At 35.2% G+C, this 19,909-nt stretch carries 15 protein-coding genes and 1 riboswitch; of the genes, 12 read left to right on the forward strand and 3 right to left on the reverse strand.

Features of this window, described 5'->3' with window-relative positions; all coding sequences use genetic code 11:
- Window positions 1–102 precede the first annotated feature (102 nt).
- Window positions 103–1,209 (reverse strand): lipoteichoic acid biosynthesis protein CozEa, encoded by a 1,107-nt coding sequence (gene cozEa / locus G8Y85_RS00420; protein ID WP_103346452.1) that lies wholly within the window; start codon window positions 1,207–1,209, stop codon window positions 103–105.
- Between the two features lie 191 nt (window positions 1,210–1,400).
- Here cozEa and G8Y85_RS00425 point away from each other — a divergent pair, with 191 nt between their 5' ends.
- The 4 genes from G8Y85_RS00425 (at window position 1,401) to G8Y85_RS00440 (ending at window position 4,884) form a co-directional block, all read left to right on the forward strand.
- Window positions 1,401–2,984 carry an alanine/glycine:cation symporter family protein gene (locus tag G8Y85_RS00425; RefSeq protein WP_060550691.1) on the forward strand — a complete coding sequence of 528 codons (1,584 nt, stop codon included), beginning with the start codon at window positions 1,401–1,403 and terminating at the stop codon, window positions 2,982–2,984.
- Window positions 2,985–3,114: 130 nt separating this feature from the next.
- Window positions 3,115–3,852, forward strand: coding sequence for an esterase family protein (locus G8Y85_RS00430; RefSeq protein ID WP_165805260.1), 738 nt, complete (start codon window positions 3,115–3,117; stop codon window positions 3,850–3,852).
- Window positions 3,853–3,902: 50 nt separating this feature from the next.
- The gene (locus G8Y85_RS00435) at window positions 3,903–4,412 is read left to right on the forward strand and encodes a 2'-5' RNA ligase family protein (RefSeq protein ID WP_060550692.1); all 510 of its coding nucleotides are present in this window, start codon (window positions 3,903–3,905) and stop codon (window positions 4,410–4,412) included.
- 163 nt (window positions 4,413–4,575) lie between these two features.
- A complete protein-coding gene (locus tag G8Y85_RS00440; protein WP_165805255.1) occupies window positions 4,576–4,884 on the forward strand; it encodes a hypothetical protein in 309 nt (102 codons plus the stop codon).
- A gap of 21 nt (window positions 4,885–4,905) precedes the next feature.
- Here G8Y85_RS00440 and ltaA read toward each other — a convergent pair whose 3' ends face one another.
- Complete coding sequence (gene ltaA / locus G8Y85_RS00445; RefSeq protein WP_037565921.1) at window positions 4,906–6,093, reverse strand: lipoteichoic acid biosynthesis MFS flippase LtaA; 1,188 nt, start codon at window positions 6,091–6,093, stop codon at window positions 4,906–4,908.
- Window positions 6,071–7,246 carry a diglucosyl diacylglycerol synthase gene (locus G8Y85_RS00450; RefSeq protein WP_107401498.1) on the reverse strand — a complete coding sequence of 392 codons (1,176 nt, stop codon included), beginning with the start codon at window positions 7,244–7,246 and terminating at the stop codon, window positions 6,071–6,073. The genes ltaA and G8Y85_RS00450 overlap by 23 nt, the downstream gene beginning before the upstream one ends.
- 510 nt (window positions 7,247–7,756) lie before the next feature.
- On the opposite strand from G8Y85_RS00450, the gene G8Y85_RS00455 reads away from it, so the two are divergent.
- From G8Y85_RS00455 to G8Y85_RS00490, 8 genes are all read left to right on the forward strand, one after another.
- Window positions 7,757–9,241, forward strand: a complete 1,485-nt coding sequence (locus tag G8Y85_RS00455) for a UDP-N-acetylmuramoyl-L-alanyl-D-glutamate--L-lysine ligase (RefSeq protein WP_107370962.1) — start codon at window positions 7,757–7,759, stop codon at window positions 9,239–9,241.
- Window positions 9,222–9,470, forward strand: a complete 249-nt coding sequence (locus tag G8Y85_RS00460) for a YueH family protein (protein ID WP_425338450.1) — start codon at window positions 9,222–9,224, stop codon at window positions 9,468–9,470. Before G8Y85_RS00455 ends, G8Y85_RS00460 begins: the two co-directional genes overlap by 20 nt.
- 12 nt (window positions 9,471–9,482) lie before the next feature.
- Entirely contained in the window at window positions 9,483–11,045 is a 1,563-nt protein-coding gene (locus G8Y85_RS00465) for a peptide chain release factor 3 (RefSeq protein ID WP_060550695.1), read from the forward strand.
- Window positions 11,046–11,127: 82 nt separating this feature from the next.
- A riboswitch (yybP-ykoY riboswitch) is annotated at window positions 11,128–11,231 on the forward strand.
- Between the two features lie 118 nt (window positions 11,232–11,349).
- Window positions 11,350–12,150: a TerC family protein gene (locus G8Y85_RS00470; protein ID WP_037565930.1), complete on the forward strand. Its 801-nt coding sequence runs from the start codon at window positions 11,350–11,352 to the stop codon at window positions 12,148–12,150.
- Between the two features lie 183 nt (window positions 12,151–12,333).
- Entirely contained in the window at window positions 12,334–13,944 is a 1,611-nt protein-coding gene (locus G8Y85_RS00475) for a S1C family serine protease (protein WP_165805257.1), read from the forward strand.
- A 16-nt stretch (window positions 13,945–13,960) separates the two neighbouring features.
- Entirely contained in the window at window positions 13,961–15,319 is a 1,359-nt protein-coding gene (locus G8Y85_RS00480) for a TrkH family potassium uptake protein (RefSeq protein ID WP_060550698.1), read from the forward strand.
- A gap of 161 nt (window positions 15,320–15,480) precedes the next feature.
- Window positions 15,481–16,974, forward strand: coding sequence for a bifunctional metallophosphatase/5'-nucleotidase (locus G8Y85_RS00485; RefSeq protein WP_165805258.1), 1,494 nt, complete (start codon window positions 15,481–15,483; stop codon window positions 16,972–16,974).
- A 427-nt stretch (window positions 16,975–17,401) separates the two neighbouring features.
- Entirely contained in the window at window positions 17,402–19,903 is a 2,502-nt protein-coding gene (locus tag G8Y85_RS00490; protein WP_165805259.1) for a fibrinogen-binding adhesin SdrG C-terminal domain-containing protein, read from the forward strand.
- The last annotated feature ends 6 nt before the right edge of the window (window positions 19,904–19,909 follow it).

The following is a 19,909-nucleotide window of genomic DNA, read 5'->3' on the forward strand; positions in this document are numbered from 1 at the left end:
AAAAAACACCACAAAATCTTTTGAAGTGATTTTTGTGGTGTTTTTCTTGGAAGCTGAAACCCTATGTCCCAGCCCCTTTTTCTGTTGATGTTAAAGCTTTAGTCAAATTTTGGTATGAGTGTGGTGCTCGTCGACGTTACTTCTTGCTTTTAACATAATTTGATGTCTGTATTTGAAAACATTACGTACGATTGTTTTCAATACGGCATATAACGGTACGGCAACTAAAATTAAACCAAAGCCGCCTAAGCTACCTGAAGCCAAAATTACAATAATGATTGTTAAAGGATGAATGTTAAGTGATTTACCCATGACATTTGGTGTGATGACATTACCTTCAAGCTGTTGCGCAACCAATGTGACAACACATACCCATACAAAAGTTGTTGGACTTTGAATAAGACCTAATATGCCAGCAGGTAAAAATGCCATCCATGGCCCTAAAAATGGAATCATATTTGTAATAATTGCGAACATGACGAGTAAAACCGTATATTCTAGTCCGATGAGACTATAGCCGATAAATAAAATAACACCTAGAATTAAGCTCACCATGACTTGACCTTGAATATATGATTTTAACGTGTGGTTTAAATCTGTTAACAGATTTACTACAAAGATTTTGCGATCACCATTAAAAATACGTGCAATGGCAGGAATAAAACGTTCGTGATCTTTTAACATAAAAATCAAGAAAAATGGAACTAAGATAAGTAAAAATAGTGTCGAGATGATACTGCTAATAATATTGAAAGAATTGGATAAAATATCCGTTGTATATGAACCTACTTGAGAGATCATGCTATTAATCTTATCAGTCACATTTGATGGTAAACGATCGCGTTGATCGAGGACAAAGTTAATTAAGCCTTGAGCTTCACGTTGAATCGTTGGAATGTTTTTAATTAAATTCTGAACCTGACTCGTAATAACCGGACCAACGATTCCGATAATGGCACCAATAATGGCCATTAATCCTAAAAGAATAATCGTAATACTTGCCCATCTTGGAACATGCCTTTTTTCAAGCATTTTTTGAAAAGGTAAACATATGTAAAATAAAAACCCACCCATTAATAAGGGTAATAATACTGACTGCACGATAATAATGAGTGGCATAAAAATGTGATTGATTTCTAAAAAGAGCTTTATTAAAAGGAAAAGTATTAATAAAGCAACACCCGTACGAAACCACACTTTATTTGTCATAAGATGTGCCTCCTTATAAATTTGTTACACTTCAGTATAGCCCAATTTTGGGTGTGATGAAACAAATATTTGTGAATAAAAATACAAATACTAAATTTTGAATTGAGTTGCACGGATTATAATTTACCGTTATAATGAGTGCATATTTATCTGAAAATTTTAATCTTTTCAGAAAACATGGGGGTATGTTTATGGTTGAAGCAATCGTGGGGTGGTTAAATGAAATTGTATGGAGTAAACCACTCGTCTATGGTCTCTTACTCACAGGGATTTTGTTTAGTTTAATGACACGGTTTTTACAAGTAAGGCATTTTAAAGAAATGATTCGACTGATGTTCCAAGGAGAAAAATCTCCAACCGGAATTTCAAGTTTCCAAGCCATTGCATTGTCGCTTGCAGGACGTGTGGGAACAGGTAATATTGTTGGGGTTTCAACGGCGATATTTATTGGTGGTCCAGGTGCTGTTTTTTGGATGTGGGCAACAGCGTTTTTAGGTGCAGGTACAGCATTTATAGAATCCACACTCGGTCAAATTTTTAAAAAAGAAGAAGATGGTGAATATCGCGGTGGTCCAGCCTATTACATAGAACAGGGGATTAAGGGGAAATTTGGTAAAGCATACGGGTTGTTATTTGCGGTAGTTACTATCATTTCTGTAGGCTTATTACTGCCCGGGGTACAGTCTAATGCGATAGCAAGTTCAATGCATAATGCTTTTGGCATTCCAGCATGGGTTATTGCGGTAGCACTCATTATTATTCTGGCATTAATTATTTTTGGTGGTGTCAAATGGATTGCGAAAGTCGCAACAGCGGTCGTACCTTTTATGGCAATCATTTATATTTTAATGGCACTCGTGATTATCGCACTTAATATCACAGAAGTACCTGCATTATTTGCATTAATTTTCAAATCAGCATTTGGTATGGAAGCCGCTTTTGGTGGAATTATTGGTGCGATGATTGAAATCGGTGTTAAACGTGGATTATATTCAAACGAAGCCGGCCAAGGTACAGGACCACATGCCGCTGCTGCAGCTGAAGTATCTCACCCAGCAAAGCAAGGCCTAGTTCAAGCATTTTCAGTATATGTAGATACATTATTTGTATGTACAGCCACAGCTTTAATCATTTTAATATCTGGTACATATAATACGACAGATGGTACGACAGCAGCAGATGGACGTCCAGGATTAATTGAAAATGGAGGTATTTACGTTCAAAATGCTGATGGTACTAAAGATTATTCAGGAACAGCAATGTATGCTCAAGCAGGTATTGATAAAGCTTTCCAAGGATCAAATTATCACTTTGATCCAACGTTCTCTGGTTTAGGGTCTTACTTTATTGCAATCGCACTATTCTTCTTTGCATTCACGACAATTTTAGCGTATTACTATATGGCTGAAACCAATGTCAGCTATATTACCAATAGAATAGCCAAAAAACAGAACAAATTATGGCGTAATGTTATTCGAATTCTACTCATTGCCGCTACTGCATATGGCTCAATTAAAACAGCTGACGTTGCTTGGGCGTTAGGTGATCTAGGTGTCGGTATGATGGCGTGGCTGAATATTATCGCAATATGGATTTTATGTAAGCCTGCCCTAAAAGCATTGAAAGACTTCGAACAGCATAAGAAAAAATATGGCACAGGAAAAACTGCCATTTACCGTCCAGATGCACAAGAATTACCAACAGCTAAATTCTGGTTAGAGGATTATCCACGACGTTTAAAAGAACAAAATTACAATCCGGACGATGAACAATAAATAATTCAACAAATATAACAACGTAATAAATGACAAATAGGGTAAATATTTATGTATAGCACTGTCTAGTTAACAAGTAAAGCGTCTCTTGATACAATAGTTATGAATTCGTATAGGGGGCGCTTTAATGATGTCTGATTTTAAACCTGGCAAAATAACGACATTAGATGTTCAAAGTGACATCTTAGATAGGCAGGTTACATTGTCTGTTTATTTACCAGAGGACTACTCTGATCTTTATAAAAGTAAGGTGATTTTTTGTTTTGATGGACGCGATTTTTTAAGATTTGGTCAAATTCATCGCGTATATGAACGCTTAAGACAAAAACGTGAAATTGAACGTGCGATTATTGTTGGTTTTCATTATGAAAATGTTGAAAAGCGACGGATTGAATTTCATCCACAAGGTAAAAAAGCATCACAAACTGTTCAAGCGGTAGCACGCGAAATTTTACCTTGGATAGATGAGACATTCCCAACATATAGAGTAGGGAATGCACGTCTATTATTAGGTGATAGTTTGGCAGGAAGCATCGCGTTGCTGACGGCCTTGTCATATCCACGTGTGATGAGTCAAGTGGGGGTATTAAGCCCACACTACGATGGGATGGTGGACGCATTAATAAAGCGTTGTCAATTTATGAATGCCTTATCTATTTGGCATGTCATTGGCAAAGAAGAAAAGGATTTTGAACTTCCAACAAATGGTAAACGTGCAGATTTTCTTACACCTAATAGAGAGATGCATACACGTATTTCAGAAACAGAAGCGACCTATTTTTATAAAGAATTAGATGGAGGACACAACTGGAAAACGTGGAAAAAGGAACTACCAGAATTGTTAAAATACTTTTTAAGTAACCAATGATATAAATTTTTGCTATAATAGATTCAAGGACAAACAAAGGAGGAATTTCAATGATTCTAGGGTTAGCGTTAATTCCGTCACAAGCGTTTCAAGATGAGGTCAATGCATATCGTAAACGCTATGATAAACATTACACAAAAATTAAACCACATGTCACTGTTAAAAGTCGATTTGAAGTCGATGATCATGCTTTAGATACGATTAAACAAGAAATTCAAAAACGTATTGAAGGCGTTCAACCTCTTACGGTTCACGCGACGAAAGCATCGAATTTTGCGCCGACGACAAATGTGATTTATTTCAAAGTTGAAAAAACAGATGAATTACAGGATTTATTTGATCGTTTTGATGGTGATGATTTTTACGGTGAAGCTGAGCATCCATTTGTGCCACATTTTACTATTGCTCAAGGTCTTACGAGCCAAGAATTTGAAGATATCTATGGTCAAGTGCGTTTAGCTGGTATTGATCACAAAGAAGTCATTGATAAATTGTCTCTTATGAAATATAACGATGATGCAGAGAAATGGGAAGAAATAGAAACCTATACATTTGCTTAAATTGAGATGCTTCTTTGAATGATAAATTGAAAAATAGGATGGGATACACATTTTAAGCTTTTTAGAGCGAAAAATGTGTATTTTTTTGAAAATGCATATCTCTACCACATGTTTACATGTATAATGAAATTAAATATTGCAATATAGAAATGGAGTGGGGGATATGACACTTATACATTGTCCGAAATGCCAGTCGGAACGAATAGGAGAAACGAAAAGCGGTTGTCTTTTGCTATTAGTCATTTTTACGACAATCTTTTTTGGAATTCAGTGTATTGTATATATCAGTTCGGGTGCGCTTGCTAAAAACCTTTTCGGAAGCTTACTTGTGTTAACTGTATATGCGATCATATTAGGTATCATATGGCTAATTTATAAGAAAAAAGGTCAGCGTTTTTATTGTGTCGATTGTCAAAGTGAATTTAAACCTGAAGCGATCGCACACATCGAAAAAGGACACGAAAAAACATAATGTTTCGTGTCCTTTTTTATATTATGAATGGCGATGCTGCTTTAAAAAATATATGCCATAGAAGAAGGCTAAAAAGTAAATGAGCAACGCTGCAAAGTAAAATGTGTATACAGGGCTACCTGTAAATTGAGAAATTGGTCCCCCTAGTAATGGGCCAATCATTGCCCCAAATCCTTGGATACTATTAATCACACCCCAAGTTTCCTCTTGTTCACTTGGATGGATGAAACTCGCCATAAACGTATTCCAAGCTGGAAGAAGTAATCCGTAGAGCAACCCTATAAAAAAGGCTATTATCCAAACGATCATGATTTGATGAATAAATGCGAATGAAAGAATCGCACTGGCATATATAAAAAAGCCAAAGAAAATGACACCATGCATGAATGATTTTGAATAATGATCGATAATCTTAGATAAGAATAACATTGAAATCGTACAACCAATGCCACCAATAACGATTGCAAGGGTGTATTCTACGGTTGAAACACCAATCATATTAATCGCATAAATAGGAAGTACAAGAATCAAGGCGCTAATTGCGATACCTTGGATTAAAATTCCTGGGAATAAGATTAAATGCCTTTTAGAAACACTAACAATTTGTCTTAACTGCTGTTTAACATTTTTAGGATTATATGCAGTTAATGTCACTTTCACAAACATATATAATAAAAAAGCGATAGCTACACATAACGTCATAATAAAGTTAAAATGCGTTGGATGGGCTTTAAAGATTAAATTCATAGCAATCATACCGGATAATAAACCAGCAAGCCATGCGAAATATACATAGCCCATTTGCTTTCCACGTGTAGTTTCTTGCACGTTGGCAAGCATAATTACCCAAATTGGACACACGGCTATACCTAACATTAACGCACTTAAAATCAGAACGAACGGTGCTGTAGGAAACCATATAATCAGAAATAGACTCATTAATGCAAGAATGAATCCAACTGTTAACACAATTTTTGTGCCTAAACGCTTTAACACAAATCCTACGATAAAGTTAGAAATTGAATCTGCAATAAAATGGATGGAAACTGCGACAGAAGTGATACCGACTGCGATGCTTGTAGCAGTCGGTAACAAAGGTAAATAACTTAATACAAACATACCGCGCGCAAATTCCATCAAAAAGAGGATAACTAGTAGTAAATAAAAATTTTTCATGTAGTTATCGTTATTTGACGAGTAATTTTGCATATAAAGGAACCTTTCCGTAAACTTTTTCGTATTCAGTAGCATCATAAAGTAAATCTAATAAATCCTCGCATAAACGTTGAGTGGCGTACCGTGTTCTTAATGATGACATCGTTTCTACCATTGTTTTAAGTTGTTGCGGTTGATGTGTTAAGCGTGTCACGATATCAATCGCTTCATCAGGTGTATAGGCGATATGACCAAAACCTTTTTCTTCAAAGTAGTAGGCATTCTCTAACTCTTGTCCAGGGGCAGGATTTAAGAAAATCATTGGTACTTGTCTCGTAAGAGCTTCTGAAATCGTAATGCCACCAGGTTTTGTAATCATCATTTGACTACAAGCCATCCACTCGTTCATATGTTTTGTAAAACCTAAAATGCACACTTTAGGGTTATTTTTGAATGTAGATGATAATTGCCGTTTTAATTCTTTACTTTTACCACATACCATCACGACTTGTGCATTCGGGCTCTCATCTAAAATGCGTTGTATCATTTGGTCAAAGCCTTTTGATACGCCAAAAGCGCCTGCTGACATTAAAATTGTTTGCGCATTTGGATCTAAATGATGTTGTGAAAGCCAAGCAGAAGTATCGATTTGTGTTTCGAATTTTTCTGAGATAGGAATGCCAGTTACTTTAATCGTTTCTGAGGGAACACCAATATTTTCAAATTCAGATTTTAAATCATGCGTCGCTAAATAATAGCGCGCAGAATTTGGTGTAATCCAGTTTTTGTGCATGCGATAGTCAGTCATTACTGTTGCAATAGGTATATTCATATTGAATTGTTCTGTAAGCACGGACATTACAGGGGTAGGGAATGTTAATAAAATTAAATCAGGTTTCTCTTTTAAAAGTAGATTCAACAATTTGTTCAAACCATAGTATTTATAAAAACACTTATCTAATTCGTCAGGACGACTATAGTAAAATGCTTTATACATGCGTCGAAAATATTTAAAACTATTGATATACCACTTTTTAGTTAAAGTTGTAAGTATAGGATGCGCCTCTAAGAATAAATCATGTGAAATCACAGATAGGTTATCTAGTTTGAGGTTGTTGAGTTGTTCTACAATGCTGTTAGTGACTTGGATATGTCCGTTACCAAATGACCCAGTAATGATTAATAATTTTTTCTTTTGTGTCACCATGATTGGCCACCCTCCATTAAAAGTTTTCTGTGTCTTACAGAATATTGCAACAGATATGTTGATAAATACCTTTGGATACACATTTAGTGTAACTTATTATTGTTTGTTTGTGAAAAGATTATTTTAATCCTAACAAAATTATTACAATTTTAATCTATAGTAATAGATGTTAAAATTTTTAATACGTTTCATGTTTATATTGGTACATTAAACGTGAAAAATGATATTCAGTTACCTATAAATCACGTATGTGTAACTTTAAATTATTTTTACGTAAACAAATCCATTATTATATTTTAATATATACATAACATAGACACAACAAAAAAGTGAATACGTCTGTAGTAGGTTGATGTATGGAGACATCTCATGATGTTAAGTTGAGAAAATTAAAATAATAAAATATCCGATCTCAAGTGCACGTTTCAATAGTAAAAATGTGCTGGTTCATATATGATTTTAAAGAGAAAAGTGTATAATGAGTGAGTGTAACTAAAAGGAGAGATTTAAGTGAATGCGCAACGATTATTTGAGAAAATTTTAATCAAAAAAGTGATTGGAACGTTAGACCGTGATGTTGTTGATATTACTACGGATTCTAGGACTGCTAAAGTGGGGAGCATTTTTGTGGCTTCAGAAGGCTATACTGTAGACAGTCATCGATTCGCGCAACAAGTTGTAGATGCAGGGTGTCGTTTAATTGTCGTTAACCGCGCGCTTACGTTAGAAGGCGATGTCACTCAAATTATAGTTCCTGATACGTTAAGAGTTGCCAGTCATCTTGCGCATCAACTCTATCATTACCCTAGCCAAAAGTTAACTACTATAGGTGTAACAGGAACTAATGGTAAAACATCTATCGCAACGATGATTCATCACATTTACCGTAAATTAGGTAAAGGAAGTGCCTATTTAGGTACAAATGGGTTTCAAATTAATGAAAAAATAACAAAAGGCGCGAATACGACACCAGAAACCGTTTCATTAACTAAGCGTTTAAATGAAGCTGTAGAAGCTGGCGCAGAGGCTATGACATTGGAAGTGTCTTCACACGGTTTAACGCTAGGACGTTTAAGAGGTGTCACATTTGATGTCGCTATTTTTTCTAATTTAACACAAGATCACCTCGACTTTCACGGTACTATGGAAGCTTATGGTCATGCGAAGTCGTTATTATTTAGTCAATTAGGTCAAGATTTATCCCAAGACAAATATGCAATTGTGAATGCAGATGATTCATTTTCTCAATATTTAATGGAAGTGACACCATATGAGACACTCACATATGGTATAGATAATGAAGCGCAATTTATGGCAACGAATATTCACGAAACACTACAAGGGGTTACATTCGACTTTGTTACGCCATTTGGGACATATTCCGTGAGATCACCATATGTAGGCCGTTTTAATATCGCGAACTTAATGGCAGCAATGTTAGGTGTTTGGGTAAAAGGCACTGATTTAGAAACCATTACGCGCATTGTGGCTGATTTAGAACCTGTAGAAGGACGTCTAGAAGTACTTGACTCTGATTTGCCGATTGATTTAATTATCGATTATGCTCATACGGCAGATGGTATGACAAAGCTTATTGATGCTGTGAAACCGTTTGTTAAACAAAAGCTTATCTTTCTTGTGGGGATGGCAGGTGAACGCGATTTAACGAAAACACCGGAAATGGGGCGTGTTGCCTCACGTGCTGATTATGTGATTTTCACGCCAGATAATCCAGCAAATGACGACCCTAAAATGCTTACTGCAGAGTTAGCAAAAGGTGCCACGCATAATAACTATATTGAATTTACAGACCGTGCTGAAGGAATTAAACACGCGATTGATGTTGCAGAGCCAGGAGATACAGTCGTTTTGGCATCAAAAGGGCGTGAACCGTATCAAATTATGCCAGGACACGTAAAAGTCCCACATCGTGATGACTTAATCGGTCTTGAAGCGGCTTATAAAAAATTTGGAGGTGGTCCTGTTGAAAATTAGAGAATCGCATAGCGACCATTATTCTGCAAAAGTTTTTATTTACCAAAATAAAAAAGAGGATTATTATGTAGTTTCTATTCCAGATTTAAATTGGTCAATTTTAATTGATGAAGCGTTATATGGCGAAAGTTTAACTGAACGTTTGTTTGTCCACTTATTCAATGTCATTGATGAGGATGAAGCGAACACCCTTGCTTTACGTATAACGCATTGGTTACAAGAAGTATAAAGGAGAACAATGATGAGTATTAAAGATGAAATTCAATCCCGCAAAACGTTTGCAATCATTTCGCATCCGGATGCCGGGAAAACAACATTAACAGAAAAACTATTATATTTTAGTGGGGCCATTCGTGAAGCGGGGACAGTTAAAGGTAAAAAGACAGGTAAATTTGCGACAAGTGACTGGATGAAAGTTGAACAAGAACGTGGTATTTCAGTTACAAGTTCTGTAATGCAGTTTGATTATGATCATTATAAAATTAACATCCTTGATACACCAGGTCACGAAGACTTTTCAGAAGACACGTATCGTACACTGATGGCGGTAGACAGTGCGGTCATGGTCATCGACTGTGCAAAGGGGATTGAGCCACAAACACTTAAATTATTCAAAGTATGTAAAATGCGTGGCATTCCTATTTTTACCTTCATTAACAAATTGGACCGTGTAGGTAAAGATCCTTTTGACTTACTTGATGAAATTGAAACGACACTTGGTATTGAAACGTATCCAATGAACTGGCCTATTGGTATGGGACAAAATTTCTTTGGTATTATTGACCGTAAAGAACGTACGATTGAGCCTTTTAGAGATGAAGAGAATATTTTACACATTAATGAAGATTATGAACTTGAAGAAGCTCATGATATTGCGCAAGATAGTGTGTTCCAACAAGCGATTGAAGAATTAATGTTAGTTGATGAAGCTGGAGAAGCGTTTGATACAGAGGCTTTAAAGCAAGGCGATTTAACACCTGTATTCTTTGGCTCAGCACTTGCAAATTTTGGTGTTCAAAATTTCTTAAACGCCTATGTTGATCATGCACCAATGCCACATGCGCGTCAAACTGAAGAAGATATCGATGTCAGCCCTTTTGATGATCAATTTTCTGGGTTTATTTTTAAGATTCAAGCGAACATGGACCCGCGTCACCGTGACCGAATCGCATTTATGCGTGTTGTAAGTGGTGCCTTTGAACGTGGTATGGATGTTAAGTTACAGCGTACAAATAAAAAACAAAAAATTACACGTTCAACGACATTTATGGCAGATGATAAAGAGACTGTAAATCACGCAGTTGCAGGTGATATTATTGGGTTATATGACACTGGGAATTATCAAATTGGTGATACGTTAGTGGGTGGAAATCAAAAATTTAATTTCAAAGCTTTACCACAATTTACACCAGAAATCTTTATGAAAGTGTCGGCTAAGAATGTAATGAAACAAAAACATTTTCACAAAGGTATTGAACAATTAGTTCAAGAAGGTGCGATACAGTATTATAAATCACCACATACAAACCAAGTCATTTTAGGTGCGGTTGGTCAATTACAGTTTGAAGTGTTTGAACATCGCATGAAAAATGAATACAACGTGGATGTGGTCATGGAGCCGGTAGGTAAAAAGATTGCACGTTGGATTCATAATGAAGACGACATTCAAGAAAAAATGAATACAAGTCGTTCAATACTTGTAAATGACCGTTATGATAATAAAGTATTTTTATTTGAAAATGAATTTGCGACACGTTGGTTTGAAGATAAATTCCCTGAAATTGAATTGTATAGTTTATTGTAATAGTATTTCCAAATTTAAATAAATGGTTGTTTTTTTCTCATCGAATTGGGTATAATAATCACATCATAATTAAATACCTATGACAGTTTTGTCAGAGGGGAGTAACTTGTTTAACGTTTAACGTTAAAAACGCTTTGTCGTCATTACGAAGAATTTTCTTCCGGTAAAGCGGGCAATATTTTTGCTGAGTGAGACCTTTGCTATGTATTTAGCATGGGTCTCTTTAATTATGCAAAAGTAAATGAGCGTCGACTTGAAATAAAATGATTTCATCGATAAATCTCATATAATAGGAGGAATTAGTTTGGATTTAACGATATTGTTAACCTATGCAGGCGTTGTCTTAGTCCTTGTTTTTTTAGAAGGTTTACTTGCAGCAGATAATGCAGTGGTTATGGCAGTTATGGTTAAACATTTACCGCCAAAACAACGTAAAAAGGCCTTGTTTTATGGTTTGTTAGGAGCATTTGTTTTCCGTTTTATTGCATTATTCTTGATTAGTATTTTAGTGAACTTTTGGTGGATACAAGCAGCAGGTGCTGTTTATTTAATTTACATGTCAATTAAAAATCTGTACCAGTTTTACAAAAGTAAAAATCACCATGAGGATACACCAGATAATGATGACCATCATTTTGATGAATCTGGCGCTGAAAAAGAAGTGAGTGCAAAAGAATTTTGGGGGACAGTCGCTAAAGTTGAATTTGCAGATATCGCTTTCGCAATTGATTCTATGCTCGCGGCATTAGCAATTGCTGTGACGTTACCAAAATTAGGTGTGCATTTTGGTGGTATGGATGCAGGTCAATTCGGTGTCATGTTCCTTGGTGGCTTGATTGGTGTTATTTTAATGCGTTATGCAGCAACTGTTTTTGTAGAATTGCTTAATAAATATCCAGGCTTAGAAGGTGCAGCATTTGCCATTGTAGGCTGGGTTGGTATTAAATTGGTCGTGTTAGTATTGGCGCATAAAGATATCGCAGTGATTCCACATGACTTTCCACACTCAACTTTATGGCAGATTATATTCTGGGTTGTCATGATTGGATTAGTTGTCATCGGTTGGTTGACTTCAGTTAAAAAAAATAAAAAACAAACAAAATAGATTGATGAAAAGCGAGGCACGAACAGCCTCGCTTTTTATTATGGTGACGGCTTTACTTGGAAACGATGATCTAACGATAGGTATCATAAATTTTTAACAATTATGGATAGATTATTAAAGAAATTTGAAGGCCAATATGTCATAATAATATTTAAGCACACGATATTGAGGAGGACGTGAACATTGGATCAAGATAAAAAACATGTCATTCCACGACACAAATATAAACGTAAAAGACGTGAATTTTTCCATAATGATGAACGTGAAGCGCGCATTAAAGCAGAAGAGGAAGCGACACGCTTAAAAAAAGAGCGTGAAAAAGCACAAGTGAAAAATAATGAAGAGCGTGTGAAAGATAATTTAAGAAAAGCACGTATCGAAAAAATTACACATGAAGACAAAGTCAATACAGGTCAACTTCATGAAAATGATACACATGCTGAACAATCGGCTTCGAATCAAAATGACGCGCTACAATCGAACTTATATAAACAGCAAGCGCAAGAAATCAAAAAACATACTCCAACTGAAAATAAAAAACGTTCTCAAACATCTGAAACGTCTTCAAAGCACGATAACAACGTTTTACGTGATGAACAAGACAAACATCGCTATTCTGCAAAAAAAGATTGGACTGAAAAAATCACACAATTCATTACTAAAGAATGGGCAAAAATCCTAATTGTCTTAGCAGCCATACTCATTTTAGTGCTCTTGTTCGCTATTTTTAATAATGTTAATCGAAGTGATGATAATGTACGTACTACGCTTGAACATCAACAAAAAGAACAAGGTACCCATAAACAAATAACGAAAACGATGGAACATGCCAATGCGGCTTTAAATTCAGTGGTAGCTGTTGAAAGTCAGTCACAATCTACGCCAGTAAACGTTCAAGATGTGAAAAATCAGTCGCAACAAAATAATGAAACTGGATCAGGTGTCGTCTACAAAAAAGTAGACGACTCTCTTTATATCTTAACGAATGCGCATGTCATCGGTACGAGTAAAACACAGACGCTAACATACTTAACAGATAAGAAAGTTTCAGCGACGGTTGTCGGTACGGATAAATGGTCAGATATTGCAGTTTTAAAAGTGCCGGCGCATAAGGCAAAACAGTTAAAACCGATACATACGGGTAATTCCGATAAATTGGTGCTTGGTGAGCCCATCATAGTTATGGGAAATCCATTAGGATTAGATTTTTATAATTCAGTCGGGGAAGGGATCATTTCAGGATTAAATCGAAATGTGCCGGTAGATATTGATAAAGATAACCAATATGATATGTTACTTCGCGCTTTTCAAGTTGATGCACCTATTAATCCTGGAGATTCAGGTGGCGCGATTATAGATCAAAATGGTGATGTCGTAGGTATCGTTTCATTAAAAATTACGATGCCAAATGTGGAAGGAATGGCCTTTGGGATACCGATCAATGATGCGCTTAAAGTCGCAAAACAATTGGAAAAAGATGGTAAAATCACGTATCCTAATACATGGTTAGGTATGCAAAATATTACGGAATTAACCGAAAATGAGCGTCAAACATTGAAACTGCCACAAGACGTTAATCAAGGTGTGATTGTTAAACAAATTGAAAATAAAAGTCCTGCGAAAGATTCAGGATTACAAAAAGATGATATAATAGTAGAATTAGATGGTCAGCCGATTAAAGATACATTAACTTATAAACAACAACTTTTTAGACATACAGATACATCTAAACCTTTAAAATTAAAGGTGATGCGTCAAGGTCACACAAAGAACATTGCGTTTAAATTGAAATAATGTGGAGTGAACAATCGTGTCGATAGTGAACCAACTTTTTAGAAAAGCAAGCCCACAACAAGGGATTGTGTTATATTATCTAGTCGCGATTATTGTCGCATTCTTATTGTTAAATATCCCAGGTGTACATAAACCAGGTGTCAAAGTGGCGCCGATTGACACCCTATTTGTAGCTGTTTCGGGTGTAAGTGTCACAGGGCTAACGCCTGTCAATATTTCTGAAACGTATTCCACGTTTGGTTACATCATTATTTTACTGATTTTAAATATTGGTGGTATTGGTGTAATGGCTATTGGTACGTTGTTATGGGTCGTATTAGGCAAACATATCGGGATTCGAGAGCGTCAATTAATCATGCTAGATAACAATAAAGAATCGATGAGTGGAACGGTAAAATTGATTATAGATATCGTACGTGCGATGTTGCTAATTGAAGCAGTGGGCGCAATCTTACTTTCATTTTATTTTTACCGAGATATTCACGATATTAAAGAATCTATTATTCAAGGGATTTTTGTTTCAGTTTCAGCAACCACAAATGGTGGCTTGGATATAACTGGGGAGTCTTTAATACCTTATGCGACGGACTATTTTGTACAAACAATTATCATCTTTTTAATTATACTTGGCTCTATTGGATTTCCAGTATTGCTTGAAGTAAAAGCGTATATTACCAATCGTATTCCTAACTTTCGATTTACATTATTTACTAAAATAACAACAGTGACGTATTTAGCGATTTTAATCGTAGGAATGATTGGGATTTTATTAATTGAAAGTCACGGTGTATTAAAAGGTCACTCCTGGCATGAATCCTTTTTCTACGCACTTTTTCAGTCATCTACAACCCGTAGTGCCGGGTTACAAACGATAGACGTTTCGCAATTTTCAGATGCGACCAACTTATTTATGGGTGGGCTCATGTTCATAGGGTCTTCACCAAGCTCAGTAGGTGGGGGTATCCGTACGACGACATTTGCGATTCTTATTTTATTTTTAATTAACTACAAACCAAATGCTGAAAAATCTGGTGTGAAAGCATTTAACAGAGAAATTCATTCACAAGATATACAGCGCTCTTTCGCCGTATTTGCGATTGCGATATTTCTCACGTTTTTAGGCATGTTTATTATGCTTCTCGTTGAAGGGCGTCAATTTAATATCATTCATATTTACTTTGAGATCATGTCGGCATTCGGGACATGTGGTTTGTCAACGGGGATAACCGGAGATTTAAGTGGCGTGTCAAAAGTGGTATTAATGTGTCTCATGTTTATCGGACGCGTCGGTCTTATATCATTTATTATCATGTTCAGTGGAAATCGGGAACCAGCCAAATTTCATTTCCCTAAAGAACGTGTTCAAATTGGATAACAAATTCAAAACTTTAGAAATGGGATGAAACTTTTGTTTTCATACCCATTTTTTTATGTGAAGTGATATTTCTGACCTATGATTAAATTAGTAAAAGGCAAATGATTGCACATTTTAAATTATGATAAAATAAAATCAAATGACAAAAAGGAGTTCTGTTTATGCGTCAAAATGAAGAGATACGTTTAAACATATTAGCGACATCCGATATTCATAGTCATATTTTAAACGATGAAGTGGGTTCCCATATTTATCGTGCAGGTACGTATGTTTCAAAAGTACGTGAACGTGAACCGCACGTTCTTTTACTGGATAATGGAGGGAGCTTAGCTGGAAATATTGTCGCATTTTATTATGCGTTAATCGCGCCACACAAACGGCATCCGATGATAAAAGTCATGAACGCATTAGAGTATGATGCGAGTGGTGTAAGTGCAGATGAATTTAAATTCGGTTTAGATTTTTTAAATCGTTCGATTGCTTTATCTCGTTTTCCATGGTTATCCGCCAATATTGAATATGCGATGACGCATGAACCTTATTTTTCAACACCGTATATCATCCATAAAATTAAGGATTTACGGATTGCAGTGATTGGATTAACTTCTGAAACATTAGTGAAAAATCAAAACGTTGAAATGGAGAAAGATATTGCGATTGAACGTGCAACGGTATCGGCAAAACGTTGGATTCGTTATATTTATGAAGCTGAAGCACCTGACTTTCTCATAGTCTTATTTCACGGAGGTGTTTTCACATCGCAACACCTTAATCAGTCAAAAACAGATGAAATGTTGAGAAATATAGGGATTGTAGATTTATTTATTACAGGCCACCAACAAGAAACGACAATTGAAAATGAAGATGGCACATTAGTTGTCCGGGCTGGACAAAACGGCGAACATCTCGTTCATGTAGAAGTAACATTTAGACGTAGACAATCTTCTTATGAGACGATTGATATTAATCCAAAAATCGTAACGCTCAGTCAATACGAAGAACATGAAGCATTATTAGAGATGACTAAATATGATCGGAAAGCAGTTCAAACTTGGAAAAATAAGATGATAAACGGACTGCATCTAGATGCACGGTTTACGGCTTTCGAGGAATTGTTAAAACACCCGCATCCATTCATTGAATTGTTACATGAAAGCATCCAAAATGAGCATCCAACTGATATCAGTTGCGTACATTTACCATTACCTTCTTCAAAAGGATGTGTAACGCCATTACAACATGAAGATATCTTTAACATTTATCCTCACCCTGACCATTTGATAGATTTGACATTAAGTGGGGAAGTTATTAAAATGTTAATCGAAAAAAGTGTGGCTTATTTGCATAGTGGAAATGATGCACTTACTTTAAACGGTATTGATCCGACACATTTCTTGTTTTGGAAAGGATTCGATTTCACGATAGATGTCTCAAAACCAGTCAACAAACGAGTAACTCAATTCAGTTTAAAACGAGACTATACGTATCGTGTGATAATGACAGATTATTGTTACCGACATTACCGTCAATACTTAGAACATGCACCTATGCATTACGTATCAAAAATATCTATGCCAGAATTAATAATTAAGCGTTTATCTTCATCAACGCCTATTAACAAGAGAAAACAGAATATGACGATAGTAGAAATGTAATATTCAAAGAAGCTAAAGCAAATGTTTTAGCTTCTTTTTTATTCATTAAACGTCCCTATTTAAAAAATAATCACGATTGTAGTTCTATGAGTGAATACCAATTACATCCCAATAATTATTATATTTTAATTTAGATTTAAGGGTTTTAGAAGGCTAGAAGGACAGTGAAAGTACTGGTATAAAAGGAAAAAGGGCGCAATATACGCAATTATAATGTGTTAAACATATTTAAAAATCACTTAAGGTATATTTAATATAACTATGTTGTAAAACTAAAAATGACGCTATATAATTATTTTTGTAAGTTAGATATTTAGTGATGAAAACTACTTTGAGCGAAGTAGTTTTTTTATTGTCTTTTTTAAATATTACAGGGCATAAAAGTTATTTTATTAATCAAAAATATTAAAAGGTGGATTTGCAAATTATGAACAACAAACAAAGGTACAGCATTAGAAAATATCGCATTGGAGCTGCTTCAATCGCTTTAGGCACAATTGCAGTGATTGGGGTAACTGATCAATCTGAAGCACACGCATCAGAAACGAGTGGGAACCAGGCAATTGAAGTGTCTGATAAAAGTACAACTTCAGAGAGTGAGACGTTAGAAGGGACTAAAGCAGAGACAGGTTTACTTAAAAGTGAAACTCAAAACGAGTCGACAAAATTAGAAGCAAGCTATAATTCACATCAAACAAACAATGATGAAATTATAGAGCCGAGCGCAATCACTTCAAATGAAAATAAGCCAACTGAAGTAGCCGCACCAAGAACAGTGTCGCCAACACAGACAAGCACTGAAAATAAACAAGTGATTCAAGGACAAGATGTATCTAATAAAGTTACCGTTGAACAAGGATCAATTAAAGGGCAAAATGGTGCTACAACAATAAATCCTCACCAAGCTGAAAGAGTGACGCTTGATTATAACTTGAAGTTTGATGATAGCATCAAACAAGGAGATTATTTTGACATTAAATTAAGTGATAATGTGGATACAATGGGTATTGGTACTAAGCGTTATATGCCGGATATTAAAGATAATACTTCGATTATTGCTACAGGGTATTTATTTAACGACAAAACAATTAGATATACGTTTTCTAATTATGTTACAAATAGAAGAGATATTAAAGCTCAATTATCTATTAATTTATATTTTAAGCCATCAGTAGTTCTAAACGTTGGAAATCAAACTGTATCAACTACTATAAATAACTCCAAAACCGAATCACAATTTAATGTGCAATATTTAAATGGTGTTGGAGATAATAATGGGATGCGTATAAATGGTAGAATAGATAGACTCGACAAAAATAATGGAACTATTAACCATATTGCCTACATTAATCCTGAAAAGAAAAATATGACTTCAGTATCTGTAACAGGTAGAATTACAGAAGGTAATTATAACGGCTATGAACGACCTAATATTAAAGTTCATAAATATAAAGGTCAATCAAATTTAGCTAAAAGTGTTTATGTAGACTTTAATAAGAATGATTTTGAAGATGTGACTCATACTATGAACCTAAATGTTTCAGATGGTTCATATAAATTAGACTTTGAAAGACTTAATGGTGAAGCATATGTGATTCAGTATTATGGTAAATACGATGTTAATGCACCTAATTTAAATTTACAAACTCAGTTATCAGGCTATTATTATAATAATTATTATTACTATCCGAGCACGCTAACTTGGAATAATGGTGTTCAATTTTACTCTAACAATGCGAGTGGTAGTGGTAAGGATAAACCTTCTGAGCCTATTATTCAAGCTGGTCAACCTATTGATTTAGATTATGTGACTCAAGAGACGATATCTGGAAATGGGGAATATGTATATACTGAAGAAACAGAAGATACGCGTCCTGTTGAAATTGTTGAAGATACACTTCATGGTTCAAATCATGCTACAGGTGTGATTGAATTTGAAGAAGATACGCATGCGGGAGGTGGTCAAACGAATCACACAAGTGATGTTATTGAATATGAAGAAGATACAGCGAAAGGTATCATTACGGGTGCTGTTTCAGACCATACAACATTAGAAGATACAATGGAATACATGACTGACAATCATTTAATTGAGTTCGAAAATAAAAATACGTTACCGCTTTCTATTTCTGGACATGCTGAAGGTGTAATTGAAGAAATTGAAGAAATTGAAGACAATCATCATATTGATATTGTAGAAATCACAACTCCTGAAGGTGAAACGGGTCATGTTGATGGCATCATTGACATTGTTGAAGATAATCATTTGATTGACTTTGAAGAAGACACAGGTAATGGTGAGATTAAAGGAGAAGTTAACGGAACTATTGAAGAAGTTGAAGACAGTAACGTTATTAATATTATAAGTGAGATTGGCACAGAAAATGGTTCAAACAATATGACGTTTGAAGAAGATACTGATAATGATCGACCATCTATTGAAAACGGCGCACATGATCCTATCGAAATTATAGAAGATACAATTATGATAGAAAATGGTCATACGAAAGGTGTCCTTGTAGAAGAAGAGGATACTCAGCCGCCTCATCCAAATGAACCAAAAGAGGAACAACCAGATATTCCGGAAACACCTGAAAATAACTTGCCTAAGAAAGATAATGAATTAAAACCAGCGCCAAAAGTAAAAGAAGATTCGCCTAGAATGGAAGAAGAAAAAGAGAAATCACCAAAGACTGATGAAGTCGTACCAAAGGTTGTAAATGAAAAACCTAAATTTAAAGTGATGAGTACAATATCTAATAAAGTAAATAATAATGGAAAAGCGCATGTGAAACATGAAGAGAAGCATCATCTACATGAGGAACTTCCACATACAGGAAGTGAATCTGGACACCAGCCAATCTTAGTCGCTGGATTAATGAGTCTAATTGGTTTCGTTTTATTGAAAAGAAGAAAAAGAGATATTTAAAAAAAT

Source organism: Staphylococcus sp. 11007852, from assembly GCF_011394325.1.
Lineage (GTDB): Bacteria > Bacillota > Bacilli > Staphylococcales > Staphylococcaceae > Staphylococcus > Staphylococcus agnetis.

What these genes read in the sequence shown, in the direction of transcription:
- G8Y85_RS00485 (WP_165805258.1), top strand. Translation starts at nt 15,481, where the DNA reads ATGCGTCAAAATGAAGAGATACGTTTAAACATATTAGCGACATCCGAT.
- cozEa (WP_103346452.1), bottom strand. Translation starts at nt 1,209, where the DNA reads ATGACAAATAAAGTGTGGTTTCGTACGGGTGTTGCTTTATTAATACTT.
- G8Y85_RS00490 (WP_165805259.1), top strand. Translation starts at nt 17,402, where the DNA reads ATGAACAACAAACAAAGGTACAGCATTAGAAAATATCGCATTGGAGCT.
- G8Y85_RS00465 (WP_060550695.1), top strand. Translation starts at nt 9,483, where the DNA reads ATGAGTATTAAAGATGAAATTCAATCCCGCAAAACGTTTGCAATCATT.
- G8Y85_RS00440 (WP_165805255.1), top strand. Translation starts at nt 4,576, where the DNA reads ATGACACTTATACATTGTCCGAAATGCCAGTCGGAACGAATAGGAGAA.
- G8Y85_RS00435 (WP_060550692.1), top strand. Translation starts at nt 3,903, where the DNA reads ATGATTCTAGGGTTAGCGTTAATTCCGTCACAAGCGTTTCAAGATGAG.
- G8Y85_RS00425 (WP_060550691.1), top strand. Translation starts at nt 1,401, where the DNA reads ATGGTTGAAGCAATCGTGGGGTGGTTAAATGAAATTGTATGGAGTAAA.
- G8Y85_RS00430 (WP_165805260.1), top strand. Translation starts at nt 3,115, where the DNA reads ATGTCTGATTTTAAACCTGGCAAAATAACGACATTAGATGTTCAAAGT.
- G8Y85_RS00450 (WP_107401498.1), bottom strand. Translation starts at nt 7,246, where the DNA reads ATGGTGACACAAAAGAAAAAATTATTAATCATTACTGGGTCATTTGGT.
- ltaA (WP_037565921.1), bottom strand. Translation starts at nt 6,093, where the DNA reads ATGCAAAATTACTCGTCAAATAACGATAACTACATGAAAAATTTTTAT.